The organism is Lutibacter sp. B1 (genome assembly GCF_012524075.1).
Taxonomy (GTDB): Bacteria; Bacteroidota; Bacteroidia; order Flavobacteriales; family Flavobacteriaceae; genus Lutibacter.
Map to the genome: position 1 here is coordinate 24,650 of NZ_JAAZUI010000014.1, position 22,173 is coordinate 46,822.

The 22,173-nt window shown below is 30.2% G+C and carries 25 protein-coding genes; 9 read left to right on the plus strand and 16 right to left on the minus strand.

Going from position 1 to position 22,173, the window contains the following annotated elements; translation table 11 throughout:
- Nucleotides 1-798, plus strand: coding sequence for an aldose 1-epimerase (locus HGB55_RS09470; RefSeq protein ID WP_168816655.1), 798 nt, complete (start codon nt 1-3; stop codon nt 796-798).
- Between the two features lie 74 nt (nt 799-872).
- On the opposite strand, the gene HGB55_RS09475 is transcribed toward HGB55_RS09470, so the two are convergent.
- From HGB55_RS09475 to HGB55_RS09495, 5 genes are all read right to left on the minus strand, one after another.
- A complete protein-coding gene (locus HGB55_RS09475; RefSeq protein ID WP_168816656.1) occupies nt 873-2,006 on the minus strand; it encodes a carbohydrate-binding domain-containing protein in 1,134 nt (377 codons plus the stop codon).
- A gap of 120 nt (nt 2,007-2,126) precedes the next feature.
- Nucleotides 2,127-2,423 (minus strand): hypothetical protein, encoded by a 297-nt coding sequence (locus HGB55_RS09480; protein ID WP_168816657.1) that lies wholly within the window; start codon nt 2,421-2,423, stop codon nt 2,127-2,129.
- A 126-nt stretch (nt 2,424-2,549) separates the two neighbouring features.
- Nucleotides 2,550-4,151 carry an ABC transporter substrate-binding protein gene (locus tag HGB55_RS09485; protein ID WP_168816658.1) on the minus strand — a complete coding sequence of 534 codons (1,602 nt, stop codon included), beginning with the start codon at nt 4,149-4,151 and terminating at the stop codon, nt 2,550-2,552.
- A complete protein-coding gene (locus HGB55_RS09490) occupies nt 4,135-4,452 on the minus strand; it encodes an antibiotic biosynthesis monooxygenase (RefSeq protein ID WP_168816659.1) in 318 nt (105 codons plus the stop codon). The genes HGB55_RS09485 and HGB55_RS09490 overlap by 17 nt, the downstream gene beginning before the upstream one ends.
- Nucleotides 4,449-4,955, minus strand: coding sequence for a GNAT family N-acetyltransferase (locus tag HGB55_RS09495; protein ID WP_168816660.1), 507 nt, complete (start codon nt 4,953-4,955; stop codon nt 4,449-4,451). The genes HGB55_RS09490 and HGB55_RS09495 overlap by 4 nt, the downstream gene beginning before the upstream one ends.
- A gap of 53 nt (nt 4,956-5,008) precedes the next feature.
- Between HGB55_RS09495 and mtaB the strand changes: the two genes are divergently transcribed.
- The 7 genes from mtaB to HGB55_RS09530 all read left to right on the plus strand — a co-directional run bounded on the left by mtaB (nt 5,009) and on the right by HGB55_RS09530 (nt 10,393).
- The gene (gene mtaB / locus HGB55_RS09500; RefSeq protein ID WP_168816661.1) at nt 5,009-6,343 is read left to right on the plus strand and encodes a tRNA (N(6)-L-threonylcarbamoyladenosine(37)-C(2))-methylthiotransferase MtaB; all 1,335 of its coding nucleotides are present in this window, start codon (nt 5,009-5,011) and stop codon (nt 6,341-6,343) included.
- A gap of 24 nt (nt 6,344-6,367) precedes the next feature.
- Complete coding sequence (locus tag HGB55_RS09505; protein WP_168816662.1) at nt 6,368-7,009, plus strand: MarC family protein; 642 nt, start codon at nt 6,368-6,370, stop codon at nt 7,007-7,009.
- Nucleotides 7,009-7,668, plus strand: a complete 660-nt coding sequence (locus HGB55_RS09510) for an alpha/beta hydrolase (protein WP_168816663.1) — start codon at nt 7,009-7,011, stop codon at nt 7,666-7,668. The genes HGB55_RS09505 and HGB55_RS09510 overlap by 1 nt, the downstream gene beginning before the upstream one ends.
- A gap of 76 nt (nt 7,669-7,744) precedes the next feature.
- A complete protein-coding gene (locus tag HGB55_RS09515; protein WP_168816664.1) occupies nt 7,745-8,665 on the plus strand; it encodes a lytic transglycosylase domain-containing protein in 921 nt (306 codons plus the stop codon).
- Between the two features lie 6 nt (nt 8,666-8,671).
- Nucleotides 8,672-9,055, plus strand: a complete 384-nt coding sequence (locus HGB55_RS09520) for a TSUP family transporter (RefSeq protein ID WP_371807811.1) — start codon at nt 8,672-8,674, stop codon at nt 9,053-9,055.
- Nucleotides 9,056-9,154: 99 nt separating this feature from the next.
- Complete coding sequence (locus tag HGB55_RS09525; RefSeq protein ID WP_168816665.1) at nt 9,155-10,078, plus strand: sterol desaturase family protein; 924 nt, start codon at nt 9,155-9,157, stop codon at nt 10,076-10,078.
- 48 nt (nt 10,079-10,126) lie between these two features.
- Nucleotides 10,127-10,393 (plus strand): DUF1456 family protein, encoded by a 267-nt coding sequence (locus HGB55_RS09530; protein WP_168816666.1) that lies wholly within the window; start codon nt 10,127-10,129, stop codon nt 10,391-10,393.
- 3 nt (nt 10,394-10,396) lie between these two features.
- On the opposite strand, the gene HGB55_RS09535 is transcribed toward HGB55_RS09530, so the two are convergent.
- The 6 genes from HGB55_RS09535 to HGB55_RS09560 all read right to left on the minus strand — a co-directional run bounded on the left by HGB55_RS09535 (nt 10,397) and on the right by HGB55_RS09560 (nt 17,061).
- Nucleotides 10,397-11,032, minus strand: a complete 636-nt coding sequence (locus HGB55_RS09535) for a vancomycin high temperature exclusion protein (protein ID WP_168816667.1) — start codon at nt 11,030-11,032, stop codon at nt 10,397-10,399.
- Entirely contained in the window at nt 11,026-11,961 is a 936-nt protein-coding gene (locus tag HGB55_RS09540; RefSeq protein ID WP_168816668.1) for a nitronate monooxygenase family protein, read from the minus strand. The genes HGB55_RS09535 and HGB55_RS09540 overlap by 7 nt, the downstream gene beginning before the upstream one ends.
- Nucleotides 11,962-13,587 (minus strand): S8 family serine peptidase, encoded by a 1,626-nt coding sequence (locus tag HGB55_RS09545; RefSeq protein ID WP_371807812.1) that lies wholly within the window; start codon nt 13,585-13,587, stop codon nt 11,962-11,964.
- A 67-nt stretch (nt 13,588-13,654) separates the two neighbouring features.
- Nucleotides 13,655-14,842 carry a tRNA 2-thiouridine(34) synthase MnmA gene (mnmA, locus tag HGB55_RS09550; protein WP_168816669.1) on the minus strand — a complete coding sequence of 396 codons (1,188 nt, stop codon included), beginning with the start codon at nt 14,840-14,842 and terminating at the stop codon, nt 13,655-13,657.
- Between the two features lie 68 nt (nt 14,843-14,910).
- Nucleotides 14,911-16,134: a DUF6051 family protein gene (locus HGB55_RS09555; protein WP_168816670.1), complete on the minus strand. Its 1,224-nt coding sequence runs from the start codon at nt 16,132-16,134 to the stop codon at nt 14,911-14,913.
- Between the two features lie 27 nt (nt 16,135-16,161).
- Nucleotides 16,162-17,061 carry a lysophospholipid acyltransferase family protein gene (locus tag HGB55_RS09560; RefSeq protein ID WP_168816671.1) on the minus strand — a complete coding sequence of 300 codons (900 nt, stop codon included), beginning with the start codon at nt 17,059-17,061 and terminating at the stop codon, nt 16,162-16,164.
- A 151-nt stretch (nt 17,062-17,212) separates the two neighbouring features.
- On the opposite strand from HGB55_RS09560, the gene HGB55_RS09565 reads away from it, so the two are divergent.
- Nucleotides 17,213-17,881, plus strand: a complete 669-nt coding sequence (locus HGB55_RS09565) for a M15 family metallopeptidase (RefSeq protein WP_168816672.1) — start codon at nt 17,213-17,215, stop codon at nt 17,879-17,881.
- A gap of 98 nt (nt 17,882-17,979) precedes the next feature.
- Here the strand turns inward: HGB55_RS09565 and HGB55_RS09570 are convergent, their stop codons facing one another.
- From HGB55_RS09570 to HGB55_RS09590, 5 genes are all read right to left on the minus strand, one after another.
- Complete coding sequence (locus tag HGB55_RS09570) at nt 17,980-19,413, minus strand: glycosyl hydrolase family 8 (RefSeq protein ID WP_168816673.1); 1,434 nt, start codon at nt 19,411-19,413, stop codon at nt 17,980-17,982.
- 199 nt (nt 19,414-19,612) lie between these two features.
- Entirely contained in the window at nt 19,613-20,566 is a 954-nt protein-coding gene (locus tag HGB55_RS09575) for a YitT family protein (protein WP_168816674.1), read from the minus strand.
- A 156-nt stretch (nt 20,567-20,722) separates the two neighbouring features.
- Nucleotides 20,723-20,914 (minus strand): cold-shock protein, encoded by a 192-nt coding sequence (locus HGB55_RS09580; protein ID WP_168816675.1) that lies wholly within the window; start codon nt 20,912-20,914, stop codon nt 20,723-20,725.
- Nucleotides 20,915-21,086: 172 nt separating this feature from the next.
- Complete coding sequence (locus HGB55_RS09585; protein ID WP_168816676.1) at nt 21,087-21,740, minus strand: toxin-antitoxin system YwqK family antitoxin; 654 nt, start codon at nt 21,738-21,740, stop codon at nt 21,087-21,089.
- Nucleotides 21,740-22,171: a heme-binding domain-containing protein gene (locus HGB55_RS09590; protein ID WP_168816677.1), complete on the minus strand. Its 432-nt coding sequence runs from the start codon at nt 22,169-22,171 to the stop codon at nt 21,740-21,742. The genes HGB55_RS09585 and HGB55_RS09590 overlap by 1 nt, the downstream gene beginning before the upstream one ends.
- Between the last annotated feature and the right edge of the window lie 2 nt (nt 22,172-22,173).

A 22,173-nucleotide genomic window follows, 5' to 3' on the forward strand; every position in this document is an offset into this window, starting at 1 on the left:
ATGAAAGAGCATATCATTTTAATTAGTCCGGATACCAAGTCAACCGTAAAAATAATTAATGGAGAGTTAGTTAGTTATTTAAAAGATGATGAAGAATTAATTCATCAAAAAGGAAATCCGGGATGGAGAAATTCCGATACAGAGATGTTTCCTATAATTGGACCAACCGAAACCAATAACTTTAGAGTTTCAACACCTAAAGGAACTTGTATTCAAGATCAACATGGACTTTTACGAGAACTTAAATATACAATTACTGAAAAAGATGAAAATTTTTGTGTTTATTTAAAAGAATATACTGCCAATACTAAAGTAAAAAACTCAAAATATCCCGGGAAATCTACTGAAGCTGACGTTTTTTGGCCATATTCTTTTTCATTCAAAAAAAGCTACGAGTTAACCAATGATTTTTTAACCATAAACTTTGAAATAGAAGCTGAAAAAGGGATGCCTTTTATGCTAGGATATCATCCGGCATTTATGCTTTCGGGTGATAAAACAGAATTATGTAAAACTATAAATGAAGAGATTGATATTCCTAAAATTATAAAAGGAGGCTCTACAGCTTATCCTATTTTAAATGCCAACGAAATTATGTTAGCAAAAGAAAGTGGAACTAATATTAAACTAATTACTGAAGGATTTAACAATTTTATGTTATGGACTGAAGTTCCAAATATGTTGTGTATTGAACCCATTACAAAATATCCGTACACGGGAAATAAAGAGCTTACGGAAGATATGTTTACTATATCAAGTGGAATAGAAGAGTTTAAGACTGTTATAAAACCATTTTAAAATCCCTTTCGTAAACCTAACTATAAATATAAAAAAAGACGCTATTAAGCGTCTTTTTTTATTTAATTTAGAAATTAATTACAAGTACCTATTAAAGTCCATACTTGCCATTGACCAGAATTTTCTTCTGGATTTTGATTTTGAGAATACCAATTATTTTCATAAATATTTCCATTGTAACTTACTTGTGTTCCAGCTTCTGAATAAACAGTAGAAGCTGTCCAAGTTTGAATATCTGAACAATTTCCCGATGATGTATCATCAGGTGGTGTGGTTGTATCATCCGGATTTGTAGTTGTTGATCCATTAAATTCAATATAACCACCACAATGTAACCATTCACTATAAGATCCACCACAATCACCATCTTGCCAAACTCCTGTATTTACTTCTTGATCTTCTGCCTGATAGATTGTCCCATCAATAATTACATAATCAACTTGTACATCTCTATCTCCTTCATCGTTTGTAAAAACAACTTGAACTGTACCATTTCCTTCAACAGAGTATTCATTATAGCTTGTTAAAAGTGTATATGACGCTACTGCATTACCATTTATTCTTATTTCCATTATCTCATCACCTACAACACCTTTTGCTTTTACAGTAATATTACCACTTCCAACAGGTGTTGTATTATCTGGTGGAGTTGTTGAAGTACCTCCTCCTAATTTATCAATTATTGTATTCATATAAGAACCTGCACTAAACGATGTTGCTGTAGCATTCGTTGCCCAACTTGGTGTTACCATATTCATTTCTCCTCCATCTCCATTCCAACACCATCCAAGAATTGTCCACCCTTTAGATTTTGCATGATCAACCAAGCCTGACCAATCTGCATCACCAGAATTTCCACTTCCAAATTCACCAACTATACAATCTCTTCCGGAATTCCCTAAATAATCCAAATCTGAAGTATTTAAATAATGACCGCCACCTTGGTTATAAGCACTTGGATAAATATGCACTGAAAATGCAATATTATTATCATTAATACTACTTGAAGCATCCGCAGCAGTATGAGTTTCTTGCCCCCATCCTGGAATATCTACTATAATAGTTCCACTATACACTTGTCTTACTGTAGAAATTGCAGTATTGTATGCTGATGCATAAGCGCTTGAACTAATATCATGGCTTCCCCATTCATTTGCTAAATTAATAGTGATAGAACCGCTTGAAGATAATGAAGCATAATTTTGCACCCACCAACTGGCTGCAGAATTTAAAACACTTGTATCGTCTACTCCTAGGTTATTAGCATCATGATAGGTTGCAATTACTTGATAACCATTCTTATGGGCTTCATTTATCCATGTCTGAGCCTAACTAACTTTATCTGGCTCAATTTCAATTCGCACAGTTTCTATTCCGGGATACGTTTTCATTAAGTCCCACCCTATTGTAACATTTCCACTATTATAATAAGAGGGTTGAAGATTTACGCCATTTCCAAGACCAACAGTTTTGGATGCTAACTCTTGATGGACGTCCTTTGAAGAGGCTGTGTTTTCAAAAATTTTATCATCCTCTGATGAACAACTTAAAATGGTTAAAAAAACAGTCAGACTAAAAATAAAACTCATTTTTAAAGTCTGTAGGGGTTTTGTTTTAAATATCATAATTATTTATTTTAGGTTAAGTAATAAATTTAGAATATTTAAATGCCCTTTTATAATACTATCCTATCATTTATATAAAAAATATTTAACTTTTTTCACAAAAAATGTTATTAAAAAGTTATTGTTTCATTCCTTTCGAACTCTTTTTAAACTCAATAAATTGATTGGATTAATCCCTAAACCGGTTATATTTTTTTGAGTAAAACGTATTGCTTCATCATAATACAAAGGAATTACCGGTGCTTCTGCCATTACCAAACTATCCATTTTTTGATATAACATATATCGTTTTTCATCAACTGTAGTTGTTATAGATTCTTCATACCAAGCATCAAACTGAGGATTGCTAAAATGCATATAATTTGGCCCGTTTGGTGCAAAATTTCTACTATAAAAGAGCGATAAATAATTTTCAGCATCAGGATAATCGGCAATCCAGCTTGCTCTAAAAATACTCAACTTACCACTCGCTTTACTTTGTTTTAAGGTTGAAGGCGGAATCACATCAATAATAACTTCTAAACCGATATTTTGCAATTCGCGCTGCATATATTCGCATAAATCTACATATTGACTATTGGTTGAAATAGTTATTGCTGGTTGTGTATTTCCTGTTTCTAATTTATAAGTTTTAATTAAATTTTTAGCTTTTTCAGGTTGATATGTGTATCCTTTTAAATTATTAAATGAAGGTAATCCTTTAGGAATAAAACCATTGATTGCCGGAGTTCCAATGCCATTTCTTAAATACTGAATCATTTTTACTCTGTCAAAACCATAATTAACTGCCTGTCTAATTAATTTAGAATGTACAAGTGTTGCATCTCCATCCATCAAAATACCTAAATATTCTGTATTTAGATACGCTCCCGATTGCATTTTCACTTTATCGGCATATCTTGGCTGCAACGTTCCTTTTGTGGTTAAAATATCATCTTTATAAGAAGGATCAATACTATTTAGCAAATCTAAATTTCCTTGCACAAACTGTAAAAATTCGCTTTGTTTATCAGGCAAAAAAGTAATAGCAACTGCTTCTAAAAAAGGTAACTGTATTCCGTTTTGTTTTTCGTAATAATTTTCATTTTTACGTAATACCAACTTGGTATTTTCAACCCAAAGTTTAAATTTAAATGGTCCGGTTCCTATCGGATTTGATCGAAATTCACTTCCATAATATTCTACTATTTCTTTTGGAACAACAGAGCAATACTTCATACTTAACAAACCTAAAAAAGGCGGAAAAGGTTGCTTTAAATTGATTACAAAAACAGAATCGTTTTTGGCTTTAAAATCGGCTACATTTTGCAGAACCCAACCACCTGGAGCAGCTAAGTTAGCATCTAACAATCTGTTAAAACTATACTCAAAATCGGAAGCTTTTACGGCTCTTGTACTATCGGTTCCAAAAAGTTGATGTTTATGGAATTTAACATCATTCCGCAATAAAAAAGTATAGGTCTTACCATCTTTAGAAATGGTCCAGCCTTTAGCTATATCCGGTTTTACAAGTAAACTATCATTTAATTGAACCAATCCTGTAAATAACTGATTTACAACCCAAATATTAGCTTGATTTTTTGCAAAAGCAGGATCTAACGACGAAATATTGGAATGCTCATTATACCTAAAAACCAAATTATTTTTTTCTTTTTCTTTATCTATTGAACAGGAAACCAGCAACCAACAACCAATAACCAACAACCAATAACTATTTCTCAAAACCATACTCGTACTCTACTTTACAAATTCTTACTTTAAATTGTTGATACCACTCATCTCTGCCCTTTTCACGTGCTTCAGTATGTTCAATATTGTATTTCCATTTTTTAATTGCTTCCAAACTATCCCAATAACTAACCGTTATTCCCAGTTCATTTCTAGCAGATTCCACTCCTAAAAAGCCTTCTTGTTTAAAAGCCAATTGAACCATTTTGTCTGACATTTCATTGTAGCCTTTATCAACTTCTGTTCTAATTGAAGTAAAAATTACAGCATAATACGGTGGTTTGGGAGTGTTTGAAATCATAATTCTAACATATATTTTCGTTCAGGTAATTTTAAATCGTCACTAACCAAGTCTTCAACAAACTCAAAACCATACTTTTCAATAATTTTTGTTGAAGCCGTATTTTTATGTACTACAAAAGCTGTTAGTTGTTTAAAACCTTTCTTTTTGCTATACTCAATTAACCCTTTAACTATTTCAGTTCCATAACCATTACCCCAATACTTTTCTAAAAACCGAAACCCAATTTCATATTCACCTAAATCATTTTCAATCAAAGCAACAGTACCCAAAAATACGTTATCTTTTTTTCGTTCAACAGCATAAACCCAAAAACCATTATTAGGTTTTTTATAAAAATCAATTAACTTTTTTAATTCAGTTTCATTTTCTTCAAAAGTCATTGCAACACCTTTTGTATACTTCATCACATTAATATTGCTTTGCATTTTATGAAATTCCTCTAAATCAGCATATATCAAATTTCTAGCTGTTAAGCGCTCAGTTTCAAAAATAATTTTCATCTGGGTTAAAATTGCAATATTATTGTAAATTTGCACCCGATAAATGTACAAGAATGAGCGCACAAAAAAAAGTAGCATTTTATACGCTGGGATGTAAATTGAATTTTTCTGAAACTTCTACCATTGCACGAAGCTTTCAAAATGAAGGTTTTGAGCGTGTTGAATTTGAGGAAAAAGCTGATATATACGTAATTAATACCTGTTCTGTTACCGATAATGCTGATAAACGATTTAAAACGATTGTTAAATCGGCTTTAAAACAAAACGAACAAGCATTTTTAATTGCCATAGGTTGTTACGCCCAATTAAAACCCGAAGAATTGGCTGCTGTTGATGGAGTTGACTTAGTTTTAGGTGCTACAGAAAAATTTAAAGTGACTGATTACATCAATAATCTTTCCAAAAATGATATGGGCGAAGTGCACTCGTGTGAAATTGAAGAAGCTGATTTTTATGTAGGGTCTTATTCTATTGGAGACAGAACGCGTGCATTTTTAAAGGTACAAGATGGTTGTGATTATAAATGTACGTATTGCACAATTCCTTTAGCCAGAGGAATTTCACGAAGTGATACGTTAGAAAATGTATTGCAAAACGCAAAAGAAATTTCAGAAAAAGGTATTAAAGAAATTGTACTTACCGGTGTAAATATTGGTGATTATGGTAAAGGTGAATTTGGTAACAAAAAACACGAACATACCTTTTTAGAATTGGTGCAAGAATTAGATAAAGTGGAAGGAATTCATCGTTTACGAATTTCATCCATAGAGCCAAATTTACTAAAAAATGAAACTATTGATTTTGTTTCTCAATCTAATAGTTTTGTTCCTCATTTTCATATTCCTTTACAAAGTGGAAGTGATACCTTACTTAAATTAATGAAGCGAAGGTATTTGCGCGAAACCTATACAAACCGTGTGGAAGCCATTAAAAAAGTAATGCCAAATGCTTGTATTGGTGTTGATGTTATTGTTGGGTTTCCCGGTGAAACGGACGAATTATTTTTAGAAACCTACAATTATTTAAACGAATTAGACATTTCATACTTACACGTTTTTACCTATTCTGAACGTCCAAATACAGAAGCTGTTGAAATGGATGGAATTGTTCCTCAAAAGGTTAGAAACAAACGTAGTAAAATGCTTAGAGGTTTATCGGTTAAAAAACGAAGATCTTTTTATGAAAGTCAGCTTGGTAATAAATTAACTGTTTTGTTTGAAAGTGAAAACAAAGGAGGGTTTATTCACGGATTTACCGAAAATTATGTAAAAGTTAAAACTCCTTGGAATCCTGATTTGGTAAATACTTTACATAACATAAAACTAACTGAAATTGATGAAGATGGTATTGTGCGTTTTGATTGGATAAAAGTTCCTACTTTTGTATAATTGTATCTAACTAAATTTTTTATTTTGACTGAATTATACCCATTTGCATTATTGGTTTTTACTTCGTTTTTTACGTTAATCAATCCGCTTGGAACTATGCCAATATTTATGTCTATGACAAAATCATTGAGCAAAGAGAAAAGAAAAAAAACAGCTAAAAAAGCCACTTTAGTAGCCTTCTTCACAATTATTGCATTTGCTTTTTCAGGACAAATTTTATTTAATTTCTTCGGAATTTCAGTAAACAGTTTCCGAATAGTTGGTGGTTTTATCTTTTTTGCAATGGGTTGGGATATGCTACAAGCCAGATTAGGACATATAAAACATACTGATGACGAGTCTAAAATTAATGCTTATGTTGATGATATTTCTGTAACACCATTAGCAATTCCTATGATTTGTGGCCCCGGAGCTATAACAAACGCCATAATTTTAATGGAAAGTGCTCCTAATATTCAATCTAAAATTGTTTTAATCTCATTAATTGCTTTTGTACTTTTTCTTACCTATTTAATTTTAATTGGCGCCAGTAAAATTACTGACAAACTTGGTGAAACAGGTAACAAAGTAATGATGCGTTTAATGGGGTTAATTGTAATGGTAATTGCTGTTGAATTTTTCTTTAGTGGATTAAAACCTATCATTTTAGGAATGATGAATAATTAATGAAAAATAATAAAACACATATTTATTTTGTTCCCGGATTAGCTGCCGGGTGCAATATATTTGAGTATATAAAACTTCCTGAAGAAACATTTCAACTTCATTTTTTAGAATGGTTACTCCCAATATCTGATGATGAGCCTATTGAAGAATATGCCAAAAGAATGGCAGATTTAGTTACCGAAGAAAATCCTGTTTTAATTGGCGTTTCATTTGGTGGTATCATGGTACAAGAAATGAGTAAACACCTTAACTGCAAAAAAACAGTTATCATTTCAAGTGTTAAAAGCAAAAATGAACTCCCAAAACGTTTAAAATTAATTCAAAAAACTAAAGTCTACAAACTACTTCCTGCAAAAGTCATTACAAATATTGAAGATTTTTCTGTTTATGCATTTGGAGATTTTGCAAAAAAGCGTGTTGATTTGTACAAACAATACCTTTATGTAAGAAATGAACAATATTTACAATGGGCAGTATACAATGTGTTGCATTGGAATCAAGTTACACCTCCAAAAAACATTATCCATATTCATGGTAAAGATGATCAAGTTTTTCCTATTAAACATATTAAAAATTGCATTACAATTGAAAAAGGCAGTCATGTAATGATAATTAATAAAGCTAAAACCATTAGCAAACTTTTAGCCGAATTACTTTAATTGTTAAAATCAATTCATAAGTAAACCAATATTCAAATTTATTTGTAATTTCACCTCAATAAAACTACTATCTGTTATGAAAACTTCAATTAAAATTTTAGGACTTCTTGCGCTGATAACCTTATCGTCATTATTTATCTTTTCAACTAAAAATGAAAAAGTACAACATTTTAAAGATGCTAAAGACTCTCTTAAAAACACCAGTAAAACATACGAAATAAAAGCTTTAAAAATTCCTGATTATTTAGAATTTGCAGGAGAACGCGTACCTTTAGAAAAATCGGATATAAAAGAACGCATAGATCGTGAATTGCTAGTTAATACCTATTGGCAGTCTAACGGTTTGTTGATGTTTAAACGTTCTCATAAATACTTTCCTATTATTGAACCAATTTTAGCAAAAAACGGTATTCCTAATGATTTTAAATATTTGGCACTTATTGAAAGTGGTTTACAAAATATAACTTCTCCTGCCGGTGCTAAAGGTTTTTGGCAAATTATGAGTACTACAGCAAGAGAACATGGTTTAGAGGTAAATACCAATGTAGATGAACGCTACAATTTAGAAAAAGCAACGCAAGCTGCTTGTGACTATTTAAAAGAAGCTAAAAATCAATTTGGAAATTGGACATTAGCCGCTGCTGCATACAACGCAGGTAAGGCTGGTATTGCAAGTAAAATTAATATACAATTGGTAAATGATTATTACGATTTACTTTTAGGAGATGAGACCGAACGCTACGTTCCAAGAATTGTTGCTGTAAAAGAAATATTAACAAATCCGGTCAAATATGGTTTTATTTTTGATGAAGAAGATTTGTACACTTTAGAACCAACTAGAATTATTGAAGTTGATACTGCAATTACTGATATTGCTCGTTTTGCTAAAGGATATGGTATTAACTACAAAATAATGAAATTACACAACCCTTGGTTACGTGAAAATAAATTAAATAATAAATCACGAAAATTGTATCAAATTAAAATCCCTAAATAACTTTAAATGAAAATGACAGTTACAACAATTATTACTTTGATTATTATTGGATTATTAGCAGGTATTTTAAGTGGTTTAATTGGAGTTGGCGGTGGTATTATTATGGTCCCTTTATTTGTGTTTTTTTTAGGTTTAACACAACACAATGCTCAAGGATTAAGTTTAGCTGTTATGTTACCTCCTGTTACTTTTTTAGCAGTTTACAATTATCATACATCGGGTGATGGTGGAAATATTGATTGGAGAGTTGCACTTATTATTTCATCATTATTTGTAATTGGAGGGTTTTTAGGTTCTAAAATTGCACTTCAAATAGACCAACGAATCCTAAAAAAAATATTTGGTGTAGTTATGTTAGTAGTTGCTTTTAAATTAATTTTTACAAAATAACTTTCTCTTTTTAAAAGTTTTATAGTATTAAAGTGTAAATCTCTCCGGTTTCCTTAAAATATCCGTATATTACATTTTTTAAATAATTAAAACCAATAAATGGATTTCACCAACCCATTAGTCTATGGGGTTCCTTGCTTCTTAGCTCTAATTCTACTTGAACTTACGTATAGTAAAAGTCACGATAAAAAAAATCTTTATGAATGGAAAGATTTGGGAGCCAGCCTATTTATGGGAATTGGTTCTGCTATCATTGCTCCGTTAATTAAAACTATTTCAGCAATTGTAATTTTCAATTTCATTTTCGAAATATTTAATCCTGAAATCAATGGAGTTCGAACAAATATTATGGGATGGGAATCTTTTGGCTATGCATGGTATATTTGGTTGGCTTGTCAATTATTAGATGATTTTACTTATTATTGGTTTCATAGACAAAATCATATGGTAAGAGTACTTTGGGCTGCACACATAGTACATCATTCTTCTGATAATTTTAATTTAGGCACGGCAGTACGTAATGGGTGGTTTACAATTTTATACAAACCATTATTTTATATGTGGATTCCTGCCTTAGGTTTTAGATCTGAAATGGTTGTTGTTTGTTTAGGAATTGAAGCATTATGGCAATTTCAATTACATTCAGTCTATATTCCAAAAATGGGATTTATTGAGAAAATTTTTAATACACATACAATGCATCAGGTACATCATGCAAAAAATGTAGAGTATATGGATAAAAATCATGGTGGCTTTTTAAATATCTTCGATAAAATATTTGGAACTTGGAAAGCGTTAGATGAAAATATTAAAGTTGAATATGGAGTAACACATGCACCTAACTCATACAACCCATGGGTAATTCTTACGCATGAGTATAAAGATATTTGGAATGACACAAAAAAATCAAAAAATTGGTATCATAAATTTATGTATACTTTTGGGCCTCCGGGCTGGAGCCATGATAATAGTACACAAACTGTAAAACAAATGCAATTTGAACTTCAACAGGAAACTATTTAATTCTGATTTTATTTAGATTTATGATCTTTAAAAAATTATCTTTGCCTTATGGGATTAACAAATAATGATATTTTTAAAAAACTTAGAGTAGCTCATAAACTACGCGATGAAGATATTGTAAAAATATGTGGTTTAGTAGATTTTACCATCACAAAAAGTGAACTTGGTGCTTTTTTTAGAAATGAAAAGCATGAAAAGTATAAAGAGTGTGGTGATCAAATTTTGCGTAATTTTTTAAACGGATTAATTATTCATTTAAGAGGCCCAATGCCTAAAAAAGAGAATAAAACGCCAACTAATTATACAAAAAAATAAATACTATTTAATTTCAATTTTTTCACCTAAAAACTTAGGTTGTTTCATCAATATAAAATCGATAAAAACTTTTACCCTAGCTAATTTTTCTCTCAAATTGGTTTTTAAACCATATTGTGTTGAAACGTTTTTAGCATTAAAACCAATAGCATCTATTCCTTTTTGTTTAGCAATAAAAATAGCTCTTTGGTTATGAAATTTTTGCGAGATTACAATAAATTCTGTTAAACCAAATACTTCTTTTGCTCTAACCATAGAATCTAATGTTCTAAATCCGGCATAATCTAAATAAATTTTTTCTTCAGGCACACCTAATTTTATTAAATCCTTTTTAAAGGTATAGGGCTCGTTATAATATTCAGAACTGTTATCTCCACTCACTAAAATAAATTCTATTTTCCTTTTTGTAAAAAGCTCATAAACAGCATCTAATCTGTATTTATAATATAAATTAACCTCACTGGTTGCTCGGTATTTTGAAGTACCCAAAACAATACCTACTCTTTTTGAAGGTAAATTTTCTGTAGAATTGAATGTCAAATCTTTGGTCGATTTTTCTATAATATAATTTGATAGAAACACCATTCCAAAAATCAGTAAAACAATTACCAACAAAATTTTGGATATCTTTTTTAGCATAAAGATTTTTTTACTTTTACAAATTCACTAACAATTTCTTTTACAATTTCTGCGGCAGGTTTTATTTCGTGAATCAAACCTGCAATTTGACCAATTTCTAGCTCACCTTCATCCAAATCGCCTTCAAACATTCCTTTTTTAGCTCTGCCTCTACCTAATTTTTCTTTTAACTGTTCTGAAGAAGGATTTTTTTGATATAACTCATTTAACTCATTATAAAACTTATTTTTAATTAAACGGACAGGAGCTAATTCTTTTAGAGTTAGATGCGTATCACCATCTTGCGCTTTTACAACTTCATTTTTAAAATTGATATGTGCCGAAGACTCTTCACTTGCAACAAATCTGCTACCAATTTGAACACCATCGGCACCTAAAACCATTGCAGCCAACATTCCTCTTCCTGTTGCAATTCCACCGGCAGCAATTAAAGGAATTTTTATTTTCTCTCTAACCATTGGAATCAATGTAAAAGTAGTAGTTTCTTCCCTTCCATTATGTCCTCCTGCTTCAAAACCTTCAGCAACAACAGCATCAACACCTGCTTGTTCAGCTTTAATTGCAAATTTTACACTGCTTACAACATGTACCACTATAATTTCTTTCTCTTTTAAAAAAGATGTCCAAGTTTTAGGATTTCCTGCAGAAGTAAATACAACTTTAACCCCTTCATCAACAATTATTTGCATAATTTCTTCAATATTAGGATACAACATTGGCACATTAACTCCAAAAGGTTTGGTTGTCGCTTTTTTACATTTTTGAATGTGTTCGCGCAGTACATCAGGATACATTGAACCTGCACCTATCAAACCCAATCCTCCTGCATTACTTACAGCAGAAGCCAATTTCCAACCGCTATTCCATATCATTCCTGCTTGAATAATAGGATATTTTATATTGAAAAGACGTGTAATTGTAGTATTCATCTAATTTTTAAATATTTTAATTTTCTGCAATTTATCATTCAACTTTAAATGTACAAAATACAAACCTTGTGTTAAATTTGAAACTGGTATTGAAGGATTATTTTTAGTTACTTTATTTTGGAGAATTTCAACTCCTAAAATAGTATAAATTTCAACATCAAATTCTTCAACTTCAGCAGGAAATTTAAATTTTAATTCTTCATTTGCAGGATTTGGATAATATACAAATTCAAAATCTACATTATTAGCAATTTCTTCACTTTCAAGTAAACTATAAATAGTTTCAAAATTTGGGATTCCATATCCTTCCTGATTGATCGGACTTTCATACAAATGTGCTGATTCTTTTATCAATTGGATAATTTCAGTATTCGTTTTAGTTGGAAAAGCTTGCCATAAACAAGCAGTCATTCCTGCAATAATTGGTGATGAAAAAGATGTTCCGTTAGAAGTTGCAATATTTCCTGAAGAATCAATTATATAAACACCTTCACCTTGTGCGCAAACATCCGGTTTTATCCTGTTGTCAAAGGTTGGACCATACGAACTAAAATTAGCAATTATACTTTCTGAATTTACAGCACCAATTGTTAAAACTGATGAAGCATCGGCCGGAGCACTTATATAATTCCAGGTGCTATTGCCTTCATTTCCCGCAGAATTTACCACTATTATACCACGAGAAAAAGCAATTTCTGCACCTCTGGTTATAAACGTAGTTTTTCCATCTAAATCTTCATATAGATGATTATAATTTACATTATCAAAAGTAGTATACCCCAAAGAAGTATTGATAATATCTACTCCTAAACTATCGGCTTTTTCAGCAGCTTCAATCCATAAACTTTCTTCTAAAGGTACTTCTTGAGTACTGTCTTCAGAAATAAATAAATAAAATTGAGCATCGGGCGAAGTACCAGTAAACTCATTTTCCAAATACCCTGCTATAGTAGATAAAACCGCCATTCCATGATAATCTCTTACATACAAATCATCATTTCTTTCAACAAAATTATAACCTCCTAAAATCTGATTGTTGTTTCTAATTCTCTCAAATGCCTTAAAATTATCTACACCTATAAAACCACCATCTATTACAGCAATTTGCATTCCTTCTCCGGTAAAATTATTTTGATGTAATATAGTTCCTTTCAACATTTCAATCTGATTGGTTGCATTGCCATAATTAAAATCGGTTGTAAATTTTAATTTATCATTTTTAAAAGTGTTTTTTTGCTTATTTCTATTTTTGGATGAAGAATTTAGAGACCTGTCAGCATATTCAATTTTACTAACAAAATTCAAACTCTTCAAATTATTAATATCTTCTTGGTTCCCTTGTACATGCAACGCATTTAGCCATTTAGATGTTGCTTTTACAACAATACCATTGCTGTTTTTTACCTGATTTATATATGATACTTCTATAGGAACATCAATATAATCAATCGGTATATTAAAACGTGTTCTTCTATCAATAGCACGTTGAGAAAGCATAGTTAAAGGTGCTTGAATAAAAGTAGCCTCATTGGGTTTATTTTTAAAATACACCCATGCGTCTTCAACTTGCGCAACTATATTGCTTAATGAAAATAATAAAAGATATGTTAGCAGTTTTGCTTTCACAATTGGTTAGTAGTATAATTAGTATTCCGAAAATACTGAATTTTATTGAAAGTATGTAAAATACAATTTAGGATATCACTCCTGAACCTAACAGTTCTTCATTTACGTACCAAGCTACAAATTGCCCTTCGGTAATGGCAGATTGCATGTTTTCAAACTCAACATACAAACCACTTTCTACTTTATGTAATATTGCTTTTTCTAATTTTTGACGATAACGAATACGTGCTAAAACAGGTAAAGTTCCCCCTATTTTTAATGCCAAATCAGTTCTAATCCAATGTAATTCTTCATTAGAAACAAACAACACATTTCGATATAAACCTTTATGATTTTTACCTTCACCGGTATAAATTACATTTTCGTTTACATCAGTATCAATTACAAATAACGGTTCTTTGGTGCCTCCAACCGCCAACCCTTTACGTTGACCTTTGGTAAAATAATGTGCACCTTGATGTTTGCCAACAATTTTCCCGTCAGTTATGTTGTAAACATACTTTCTTGACCTGTATTTTAACTCATCCTCTTTAGAAATAAATCGAGGAAGTGGTTTATTATATTCTTGAAAATCTTCAGGAATTTGAACTATAACTCCTTCTTTTGGTTGCAATTTTTGCTGCAAAAATTCCGGTAAACGTACTTTACCAATAAAACACAAACCTTGAGAATCTTTCTTTTCGGCAGTAATTAAATCTTGCGCAGCTGCAATTTTTCGAACTTCAGGTTTGGTTAATTCACCTATTGGAAATAAGGATTTAGACAATTGTTTTTGTGATAATTGACATAAAAAATAAGACTGATCTTTATTGCCATCTTTACCTGCCAAAAGTTTATAGATTGTTTGTCCGTTTATCAATTCTTCGTCTTTACGACAATAATGTCCTGTAGCAACAAAATCTGCTCCTAAATCCAAAGCTATTTTTAAAAAAACATCAAATTTAATTTCTCTGTTGCATAAGACATCCGGATTTGGAGTACGTCCTTTTTCGTATTCATTGAACATATAATCAACAATACGTTCTTTGTACTGTTCACTTAAATCTACTACTTGAAATGGTATTCCCAATTTATCGGCAACAATCATAGCGTCATTACTATCTTCTAGCCAAGGGCATTCGTTTGAGATGGTTACAGAATCATCGTGCCAGTTTTTCATAAACAGGCCAATAACCTCATAACCTTGTTCTTTTAACAAGTATGCAGCTACACTACTATCTACACCTCCGGAAAGACCAACAACAACGCGTTTCATTCAATTTAAATTTTAAGCTGCAAAGATACTGATTCCTTTTTTGTAGGAAAAGTTAATTTTTTGAGTAGTTAACTGTTTAAAAACTCACAAACTTTATTGAAAGTATACTCAAAGCTTTCATCAACTAAATTTGTATTTGGAGTATCTACCGGAAAAGGATTTTCGTGAGTATATTTATAATCAAAATCAAAATCATCAACTTTTATATCAATATTTCTAAAGGCTCCTTGTAATGTATTTATCACTTCAAAAGAAGGTATAATAGTGTCATTTTTTAACGTAATAGCATAAATATGATCTTCAACTTTTTTAAATAAATCTTCTCTAAAAACTCTCATATTTTGATATTCGAGCATTGAATGAAATACTTTTCCTTCAAAATGATCTTCATTAATATAATGATTTAAAAGAGCATCTTTTTTTAGGAAACTTGCAAAATGCTCAGCTAGGTATGAGTACATTGCTATATTAGCCTCACTGTCTAAAATAAATTTGGAAACCGGTGAAAACCTGTTTATTACTGCTCCCGCACAAAATAAACACAATTTTGTATTGCTAAAGTAATTTTTATAGTTTGATAGTTTTAAAATCTCAGCCAGTAAACCTCCAATAGAATAAGCAAAAATATTGAATGTAAAATCTTTATCAATTAAAGAATGTTCATCATTTTTACATTCTTCTATAAATTGAATAACATCATAATACGTTTGTAAACCAGACCAAATAATACGCTGTGGCATAGAATGCAAACGCATACTTATAGCAACATTTGAAAGTGATGAATTTATAATATTCGGAAATTTCTTTTTACGCTGTTCACTAAGAATAAACATTTGACGCTTTTCACTCCAGCTTAATGGTGCACGTTGCATGTGAAACGCAATAGGGAAAAAAACTATGGCACTTTGCGTTTTTTCGCAAATATACTTTCCCCAAGGAAGATATTTGTCCCATGTTTTTTCATTTAACCCATGAAATAGAAACGTTACTTTTGAAATTTTTTCAGATTCTTTTGGTTTTAAAATATAATAATTAAAGTTTTGATTCTCTTGTACCTCAACATCTTTAATTTGAACGTTATTTATGATGGTTCCAATATCGTTATAATAAGAAATGGTATTATCAAATTCTTTCCGGTGCTTTTCACATTTGTAATGCTCATTTCCGGGCAGCATGTTATGAGATTCGGAATAAAAATCAAATTTATGGATACTAACTGTATCTATTTCGAAGAATGATTTTCCTGTTAAAAAAGCTTCTTTTAATTTTAAATAACTTTTGGTATATCTCATAATTAACTGTTTAATAATGCAAATTTATTAACCATATTTTATGGCATTTTCGTTAGTGGCACTCATTTTCAATTTCCATCTCCTATGACTCCATAACCATAATTCAGGCGATTTTATTATAGTTTCTTCTAACAGTTTAGCATATTTGTCAATTATTTCATAATTGTTTCTTTTTGCCGGTTCTTCTTCTATAACTTTAAAATCTAAAGTATAGTGTCCACGTTTACTTTTTTCAAAAGCAGGAAATAAAACAACCTGATTGCTTTTATTTGCAATCCTATCAGGTCCAATTAAAAATGCAGTGTTTTGATTAAGGAATTGTACCCAATGTTTAGTAGCTTTTTTTGTAGGACTTTGGTCTCCGATTAAACAAGTTAGCGTTAAAATATTTTGTTGTTTAAAACTGATAATAGTTTTATAACCTTTGGTTGATTCAACACAAATTACACCTATTCGCTCTCTTATTGTCTTCATCAACTCATTAAAATATTTATTGGAAAGTGGCTGATAGAAAGTTATTGTTTGATAAGGAATAAACAAGGCTAAAAATATTAACCACTCCCAATTTCCATGATGCCCGGTATATAATATAATACTTCTGCCTTCTGTATAATACTTTTCAATTAACTCAAGGTTTTTAATACTAAATCGTTTTTTTATTTCTTCTTTGCTAATTGTTAAACTTTTTACTGCCTCAAACACAATATCGCTAAAATGTTTATAAAACTTTTTTTCGATCAAAATTATTTCTTGTTCACTTTTATCTGTAAAAGAATTTTTTAAATTTTCACGAACTACTTTTCTTCTGTATTTAATTATATGATATGCTATTACATATACCAAATCTGATAACATGTTTAAAATAAACATTGGCAGAAGAGAAATAACATAGAAAGGAAAAAACTTTATTTTAGTACTAAATTTCATAATTATTTATATAAACAATTTTTACTATTTTATATTTAGAGAGTGCTTAATTTAGAAAATCAAATATAAAAAAGTAAGCGTATTTTTGTATTAAATATTGCCCAAAAATACGCAACTTTATTTTTTTAACTTAGTACTTACTTTAATTAACATGAAACTTAAAATTGTTTTTTCAATATTTTCTTTGGTTTGGCTATCAGCCAAAGCTCAATTACCTTATGGTTTTGTTTATGTAGATGATGAAATTCCTTCAATTAAAGTAGAATTACGTTATTTTTCTACTAACAACTTTACAGGAAAAGTTGTAGATGGTTATACTGATGATGTTGTAATATTAACTAAGCAAGCTACAAAAGCACTTAAAAAAATTCAAAAACAATTATTAGAACAAAATTTATCGCTTAAAATATTTGATGCGTACAGACCTCAGCGAGCTGTAAACGCTTTTTGGAAATGGGCTAAAAATGTAAATGATACTTTAATGAAACAAGAGTATTATCCAAATGTTGCTAAAAAAAATCTATTTAAAGAGGAATATATTGCAACACGATCCAGACATAGTAGTGGAAGCACAATTGATGTAACTATAGTCGATTTAATTACCAACAAAGAGCTTGATATGGGTACGCCTTACGATTATTTTGGACCGGAATCTTGGGTTTCTTATGAAGGTATCACAAAGCAACAAAACGAAAATAGAATGTTTTTACAAACCATAATGAATAAAAATGGTTTTAGAAGTTACCCAAAAGAGTGGTGGCATTTTACGCTAAGAGGAGAACCTTTTAGAAATATTTATTTCGACTTTATTATTGAATAACTATTTGATTTTGAAAGTATTTTATAAACAAAAGAGGCTGTCTAAAAAGTTTTGAAAGTTGTTAATCTGAATTAAGTTTTTATACTATTAACATGGTGCTATTTTTTAAGAGGATGATAAAAATCTCCTGATAATGTAAACAAATACAAACACCTTGTATTTAAGTTAAACCAGTAAGTATCATTCAATCCACTTAAAACTGAACCAAAGTTATCAACTCTAGCCTTACTGTGTGTCATAGCTGCTACTGTAAATCCTCCCAAAAAAGAGCTGTTTAAACCATTAGTTCCAATTGGTGTACCATCGAGTTCATATCCATCAACAATATTAGAAGGACCAACACCTTCTGCCCAACCTGAAATTTTCCCTGCCCAATCTTTAGCTTTTGTATTTCCATTCCAAAGATAATCTAAAGATAAACGCCAAGGAGCCCGACAAGCATCATATCCAAAATAACCAACTCTACCTCCCGGCCCCGGAGTTCCACTTGCAGTTTGCCAATCGGGTACTAAACCAGTTGTTGAATTTACACTTGTATTTAGTAATGAATAAGTATCATCAGCCAATTCACTCCAAACACTATCACCTGTAACTGTTGCAAAAATTCTAAAAAATGCCGGTGTATGGTACATTAAATCTGTCATTTCACAACCTCCCCAAGCTCCACTTGAATAACCGGGAGCTAAAATATAAATACTCTCTCCATTTACAGTACAAGACACTATTAATGAATTACGAATGATATTAATTATTTCTTTTGCTGATTCTAAATAGGTATTTCCCCAATGTTTACTTGCTACAATTAAGGCAAAAGCTACATCAATATCTCCATCAGTTGCACTTCCCGGATCATTTATACCATCACAGGTAACAGACCAAGCCATCATATTATTAGCTTCTGATGTTCTTTTACTTTTATAAAAATTAAAAATACCGTCAAACGTTGCTTTATCCTCAGCATAGGCAGATAAAAGCATTCCAAAACCAACTGCTTCAACCAACGTATTTGATGTTGGCTCAGCCACAACTCGAAGTCCTCCTCCACAAGTTACAACCTGTGTGTTTTTCCATCGGTTATATTCACTCATAGCTAATGCTGAAGTAATTGTTGATGGTAAATATCCGTATTGAGATCTTTCAGAAATTGTTATAGTACTTTCAATTGTTTTACCTTCTATAATTGTAACATTTACAGAACCTAACGAGTTATATTCGTTCAATTTTATTTCTTCCAATACCTTAAAATATACAGTACTACCTCCACTAACACCTGAAATTTCATCAATTTTAAACGATGCTTTTCCTTGACTGTCTGCCACTAAAATTTTAAGTGCATTTTTTGGGTCTATACTTGAAGAGCTGCTAAATAAATACACTTGTGTATTTGCTTCATAATTTCCTTCAGTATTTTTTACTAAAATATTTACAACTGTATTTTTAGTTGGCTTTGGATCATCACCATTACCTGAACAACTCCAAATACTAACTGCCATAAAATTGAATGCTAAAAAATATATAATTAGATTTTTCATTGTAAAAAGTTTAAAAATGATACATACTGCCTAAATATCCTAACTATCAAATTTACAACTTTTTAGAAAGTTAATTAAATAAAAAACCTTTATTTTTCATTATATCCTGAACAGAATTCTTCACACAAATTAAAATTTTTAGTTATTATATTTCATAAGTTCAAAAGTATCTTTTTAAATATTTTATAAATGCTTAATACTATTTTAATGGTCTCTTTTTTATAACTCCTCCTTTAACGTCTTTAACATTTTCCATAACAATAAACGCATTTCTGTCAATTTTATCTATTTCTGTATGAAGTTTAGCTAACTCTAACCTTGTTAAAACAGTATACACAATATCAACATTATTTAAAGTTTTTCCTCTTTTTCCAGTATAAACTGTACAACCTCTTTTTACATTATTAATAATTGAATTTCTTATTTCCTCGTTTTTATCAGAAATAATAGTAACACCAACATATTCTTCAATACCTGAAACCACAAAATCTACAGTTTTAGATGCTGCCAAATAAGTAAGCATTGCATATAATGAAATTTCTATTGTAAAAGTATAAACTGCTACTCCAAAAATGAGAATATTGAAGATTAAAATTACATCTCCTATGGTTACCGAAGTTTTTTTGCTAACAAAAACTGCTAAAACCTCAGTGCCATCAATTACAGAACCTCCTCTAATTGCCAATCCTATTCCCAAACCTAAAAAGAAACCTCCAAATACTGCTATTAATAATTTATCGTGTGTAATTGCAGGAAATGGTATAAAATGAACAAATAGCGCCAATAATAGTATTGCGATTATACTTTTAGCTGCAAATCTTCTCCCTATAGTATAAAAGGCTAAAATCATAAAAGGAATATTTACGGCAATTAATAAGAGGGATAATGAAACTCCTGTTATCTCAGCAATAATTAAAGAAATACCTGTTACACCTCCATCAATAAAAGAATTGGGAATTAAAAAACCTCTTAGTCCAAGAGTTGCCGATAGTACACCTAATAAAATTAAAAAACTATCATGTACCAAATGATTGAGTTCAACTCTTACATTTTTTACTTCCTTCTTAAATTTACTGGGAGTAATTTTATAATCCTCATTTTTACTTTTACGCTTTAAGGCTTGAACTATGATGTAATGAAAAATCGGATTCATACTTTACTGTTGTTTTTTATATTAAAATATTCCTGCTGAAAGTACAAAAAAAGAATATACAATTTAATAAGTAACCTTAAAATTCAATAAAAAATGAGCATAAAAAAAGCCTATCTTAAAAGATAGGCTTACATTTAAAAAGGTAATAAGTATATATTAAATTACTTTGACATTTACTGCGTTTAATCCTTTTTTGCCTTCCTGTAAATCGAATTCTACCTCATCACCTTCACGAATTTCGTCGATCAATCCAGAAATGTGTACAAAATGTTCTTTGTTTGAACCATCTTCTTTTATGAAACCAAATCCTTTAGTTTCATTGAAGAACTTTACTGTTCCTTTACTCATTATTTTATTATTAAAAATTTATATTAGGGTCAAAGGTACTATTTTATATTTATAATGAGCTTTTTTTTTAAAATTTATTTTTTTTATAAATATTTTATTTACAATAAGTTATTAAATTTTCGTCCCAAATTGGTTAATTAATCATTTTAGTTTAAAATTTAATTTGATATACTTATTCTTCATTATTAAAATATTCCCACTTACCTACTTTTTCATCATTTTCATAATTTCCTGAATAAATAAGTTTTCCTTCAACATTAAAATATTTTGCGGGCCCATGAAGTTTATCATCTTTGTAAATAACATCATCTAATAAAACTCCTTCTGATGAATATCTTTTTAAACTTCCATTCAATTTTCCATTTTTATAATGTAATTCTTCTGTTAATTTCCCCGATTTGTAATATGTTTTAACTTCTCCATTTAACAAACCATTCTCATAATTTTCTTCAGACATCATTGTTTTTCCGTCTTCATGGTAATAAATCCACTTTCCAATTCTGTCTTTTCTTTTCATTTTCCCTTCACTAAGTAGAACTCCTTTTACAGTATAAAATTTAACTTCAGAAACCTCGCTGTTATTCTTATAGTTTTTAATTATAATAGGATGTTCAGAGCTTGTTTCACTGTAAAATTTGAATATTCCAACTTCTTTACCGGCTTTAAAAGTTCCTTCGTATCGGATTCGTTTATTGTGATAGTATTTTTTCCAAACTCCGGTTCTTTTACCTGCTAAATCAAACTGATTAATGGTTTCTTGTGAAAAAACGTTAAATGTAATTCCAAAAAAAAGAAGCAAAAGGAAGTTTGAAAATAACTTATTCATTATTTTAATGTTTTAGCCCAGTCTAATAAAGTTTGAAACTGCTCGTTTGTTAAATCGGCCTCTTTATGCATAATAATATAACTTTTCAAAGGCATTTCATGGCTTTCTAAAACTTCTTCAATATCATGTATAATATGATCTTTTTGATTTTCATTGTAGGCGGTCCACTCTGAAAAATTCAAATGTTCTTTACCTTCATTAACATGATGTGCCAAAAACCAAGAAACCGGTGCAATTTCACTATACCAAGGATATTTTGTGTAATTTGAATGGCAATCGTTACAAGCATTTTGCAATATAACATTAACATTTTCAGGGATTTGAACTACTGTTGAAATATCATTTTCACTAACTTTTGAAACATTTTTTTCGGGTCTTATAAATTGTATTATAACAATAACAACTAAAATGCCTAATAGTACTTTTTTCATTT

Bases quoted from the DNA above. Each gene is read 5' to 3' on its own strand.
- HGB55_RS09535 (WP_168816667.1), bottom strand. From the start codon at position 11,032: ATGCTAAAAAAGATATCCAAAATTTTGTTGGTAATTGTTTTACTGATT.
- HGB55_RS09565 (WP_168816672.1), top strand. From the start codon at position 17,213: ATGAAACTTAAAATTGTTTTTTCAATATTTTCTTTGGTTTGGCTATCA.
- HGB55_RS09525 (WP_168816665.1), top strand. From the start codon at position 9,155: ATGGATTTCACCAACCCATTAGTCTATGGGGTTCCTTGCTTCTTAGCT.
- HGB55_RS09480 (WP_168816657.1), bottom strand. From the start codon at position 2,423: ATGATATTTAAAACAAAACCCCTACAGACTTTAAAAATGAGTTTTATT.
- HGB55_RS09575 (WP_168816674.1), bottom strand. From the start codon at position 20,566: ATGAATCCGATTTTTCATTACATCATAGTTCAAGCCTTAAAGCGTAAA.
- HGB55_RS09590 (WP_168816677.1), bottom strand. From the start codon at position 22,171: ATGAAAAAAGTACTATTAGGCATTTTAGTTGTTATTGTTATAATACAA.
- mnmA (WP_168816669.1), bottom strand. From the start codon at position 14,842: ATGAAACGCGTTGTTGTTGGTCTTTCCGGAGGTGTAGATAGTAGTGTA.
- HGB55_RS09560 (WP_168816671.1), bottom strand. From the start codon at position 17,061: ATGAAATTTAGTACTAAAATAAAGTTTTTTCCTTTCTATGTTATTTCT.
- HGB55_RS09555 (WP_168816670.1), bottom strand. From the start codon at position 16,134: ATGAGATATACCAAAAGTTATTTAAAATTAAAAGAAGCTTTTTTAACA.
- HGB55_RS09540 (WP_168816668.1), bottom strand. From the start codon at position 11,961: ATGAATACTACAATTACACGTCTTTTCAATATAAAATATCCTATTATT.
- HGB55_RS09530 (WP_168816666.1), top strand. From the start codon at position 10,127: ATGGGATTAACAAATAATGATATTTTTAAAAAACTTAGAGTAGCTCAT.
- HGB55_RS09515 (WP_168816664.1), top strand. From the start codon at position 7,745: ATGAAAACTTCAATTAAAATTTTAGGACTTCTTGCGCTGATAACCTTA.
- HGB55_RS09490 (WP_168816659.1), bottom strand. From the start codon at position 4,452: ATGATTTCAAACACTCCCAAACCACCGTATTATGCTGTAATTTTTACT.
- HGB55_RS09510 (WP_168816663.1), top strand. From the start codon at position 7,009: ATGAAAAATAATAAAACACATATTTATTTTGTTCCCGGATTAGCTGCC.
- HGB55_RS09470 (WP_168816655.1), top strand. From the start codon at position 1: ATGAAAGAGCATATCATTTTAATTAGTCCGGATACCAAGTCAACCGTA.
- HGB55_RS09570 (WP_168816673.1), bottom strand. From the start codon at position 19,413: ATGAAAAATCTAATTATATATTTTTTAGCATTCAATTTTATGGCAGTT.
- HGB55_RS09580 (WP_168816675.1), bottom strand. From the start codon at position 20,914: ATGAGTAAAGGAACAGTAAAGTTCTTCAATGAAACTAAAGGATTTGGT.
- mtaB (WP_168816661.1), top strand. From the start codon at position 5,009: ATGAGCGCACAAAAAAAAGTAGCATTTTATACGCTGGGATGTAAATTG.
- HGB55_RS09495 (WP_168816660.1), bottom strand. From the start codon at position 4,955: ATGAAAATTATTTTTGAAACTGAGCGCTTAACAGCTAGAAATTTGATA.
- HGB55_RS09585 (WP_168816676.1), bottom strand. From the start codon at position 21,740: ATGAATAAGTTATTTTCAAACTTCCTTTTGCTTCTTTTTTTTGGAATT.
- HGB55_RS09520 (WP_371807811.1), top strand. From the start codon at position 8,672: ATGAAAATGACAGTTACAACAATTATTACTTTGATTATTATTGGATTA.
- HGB55_RS09485 (WP_168816658.1), bottom strand. From the start codon at position 4,151: ATGGTTTTGAGAAATAGTTATTGGTTGTTGGTTATTGGTTGTTGGTTG.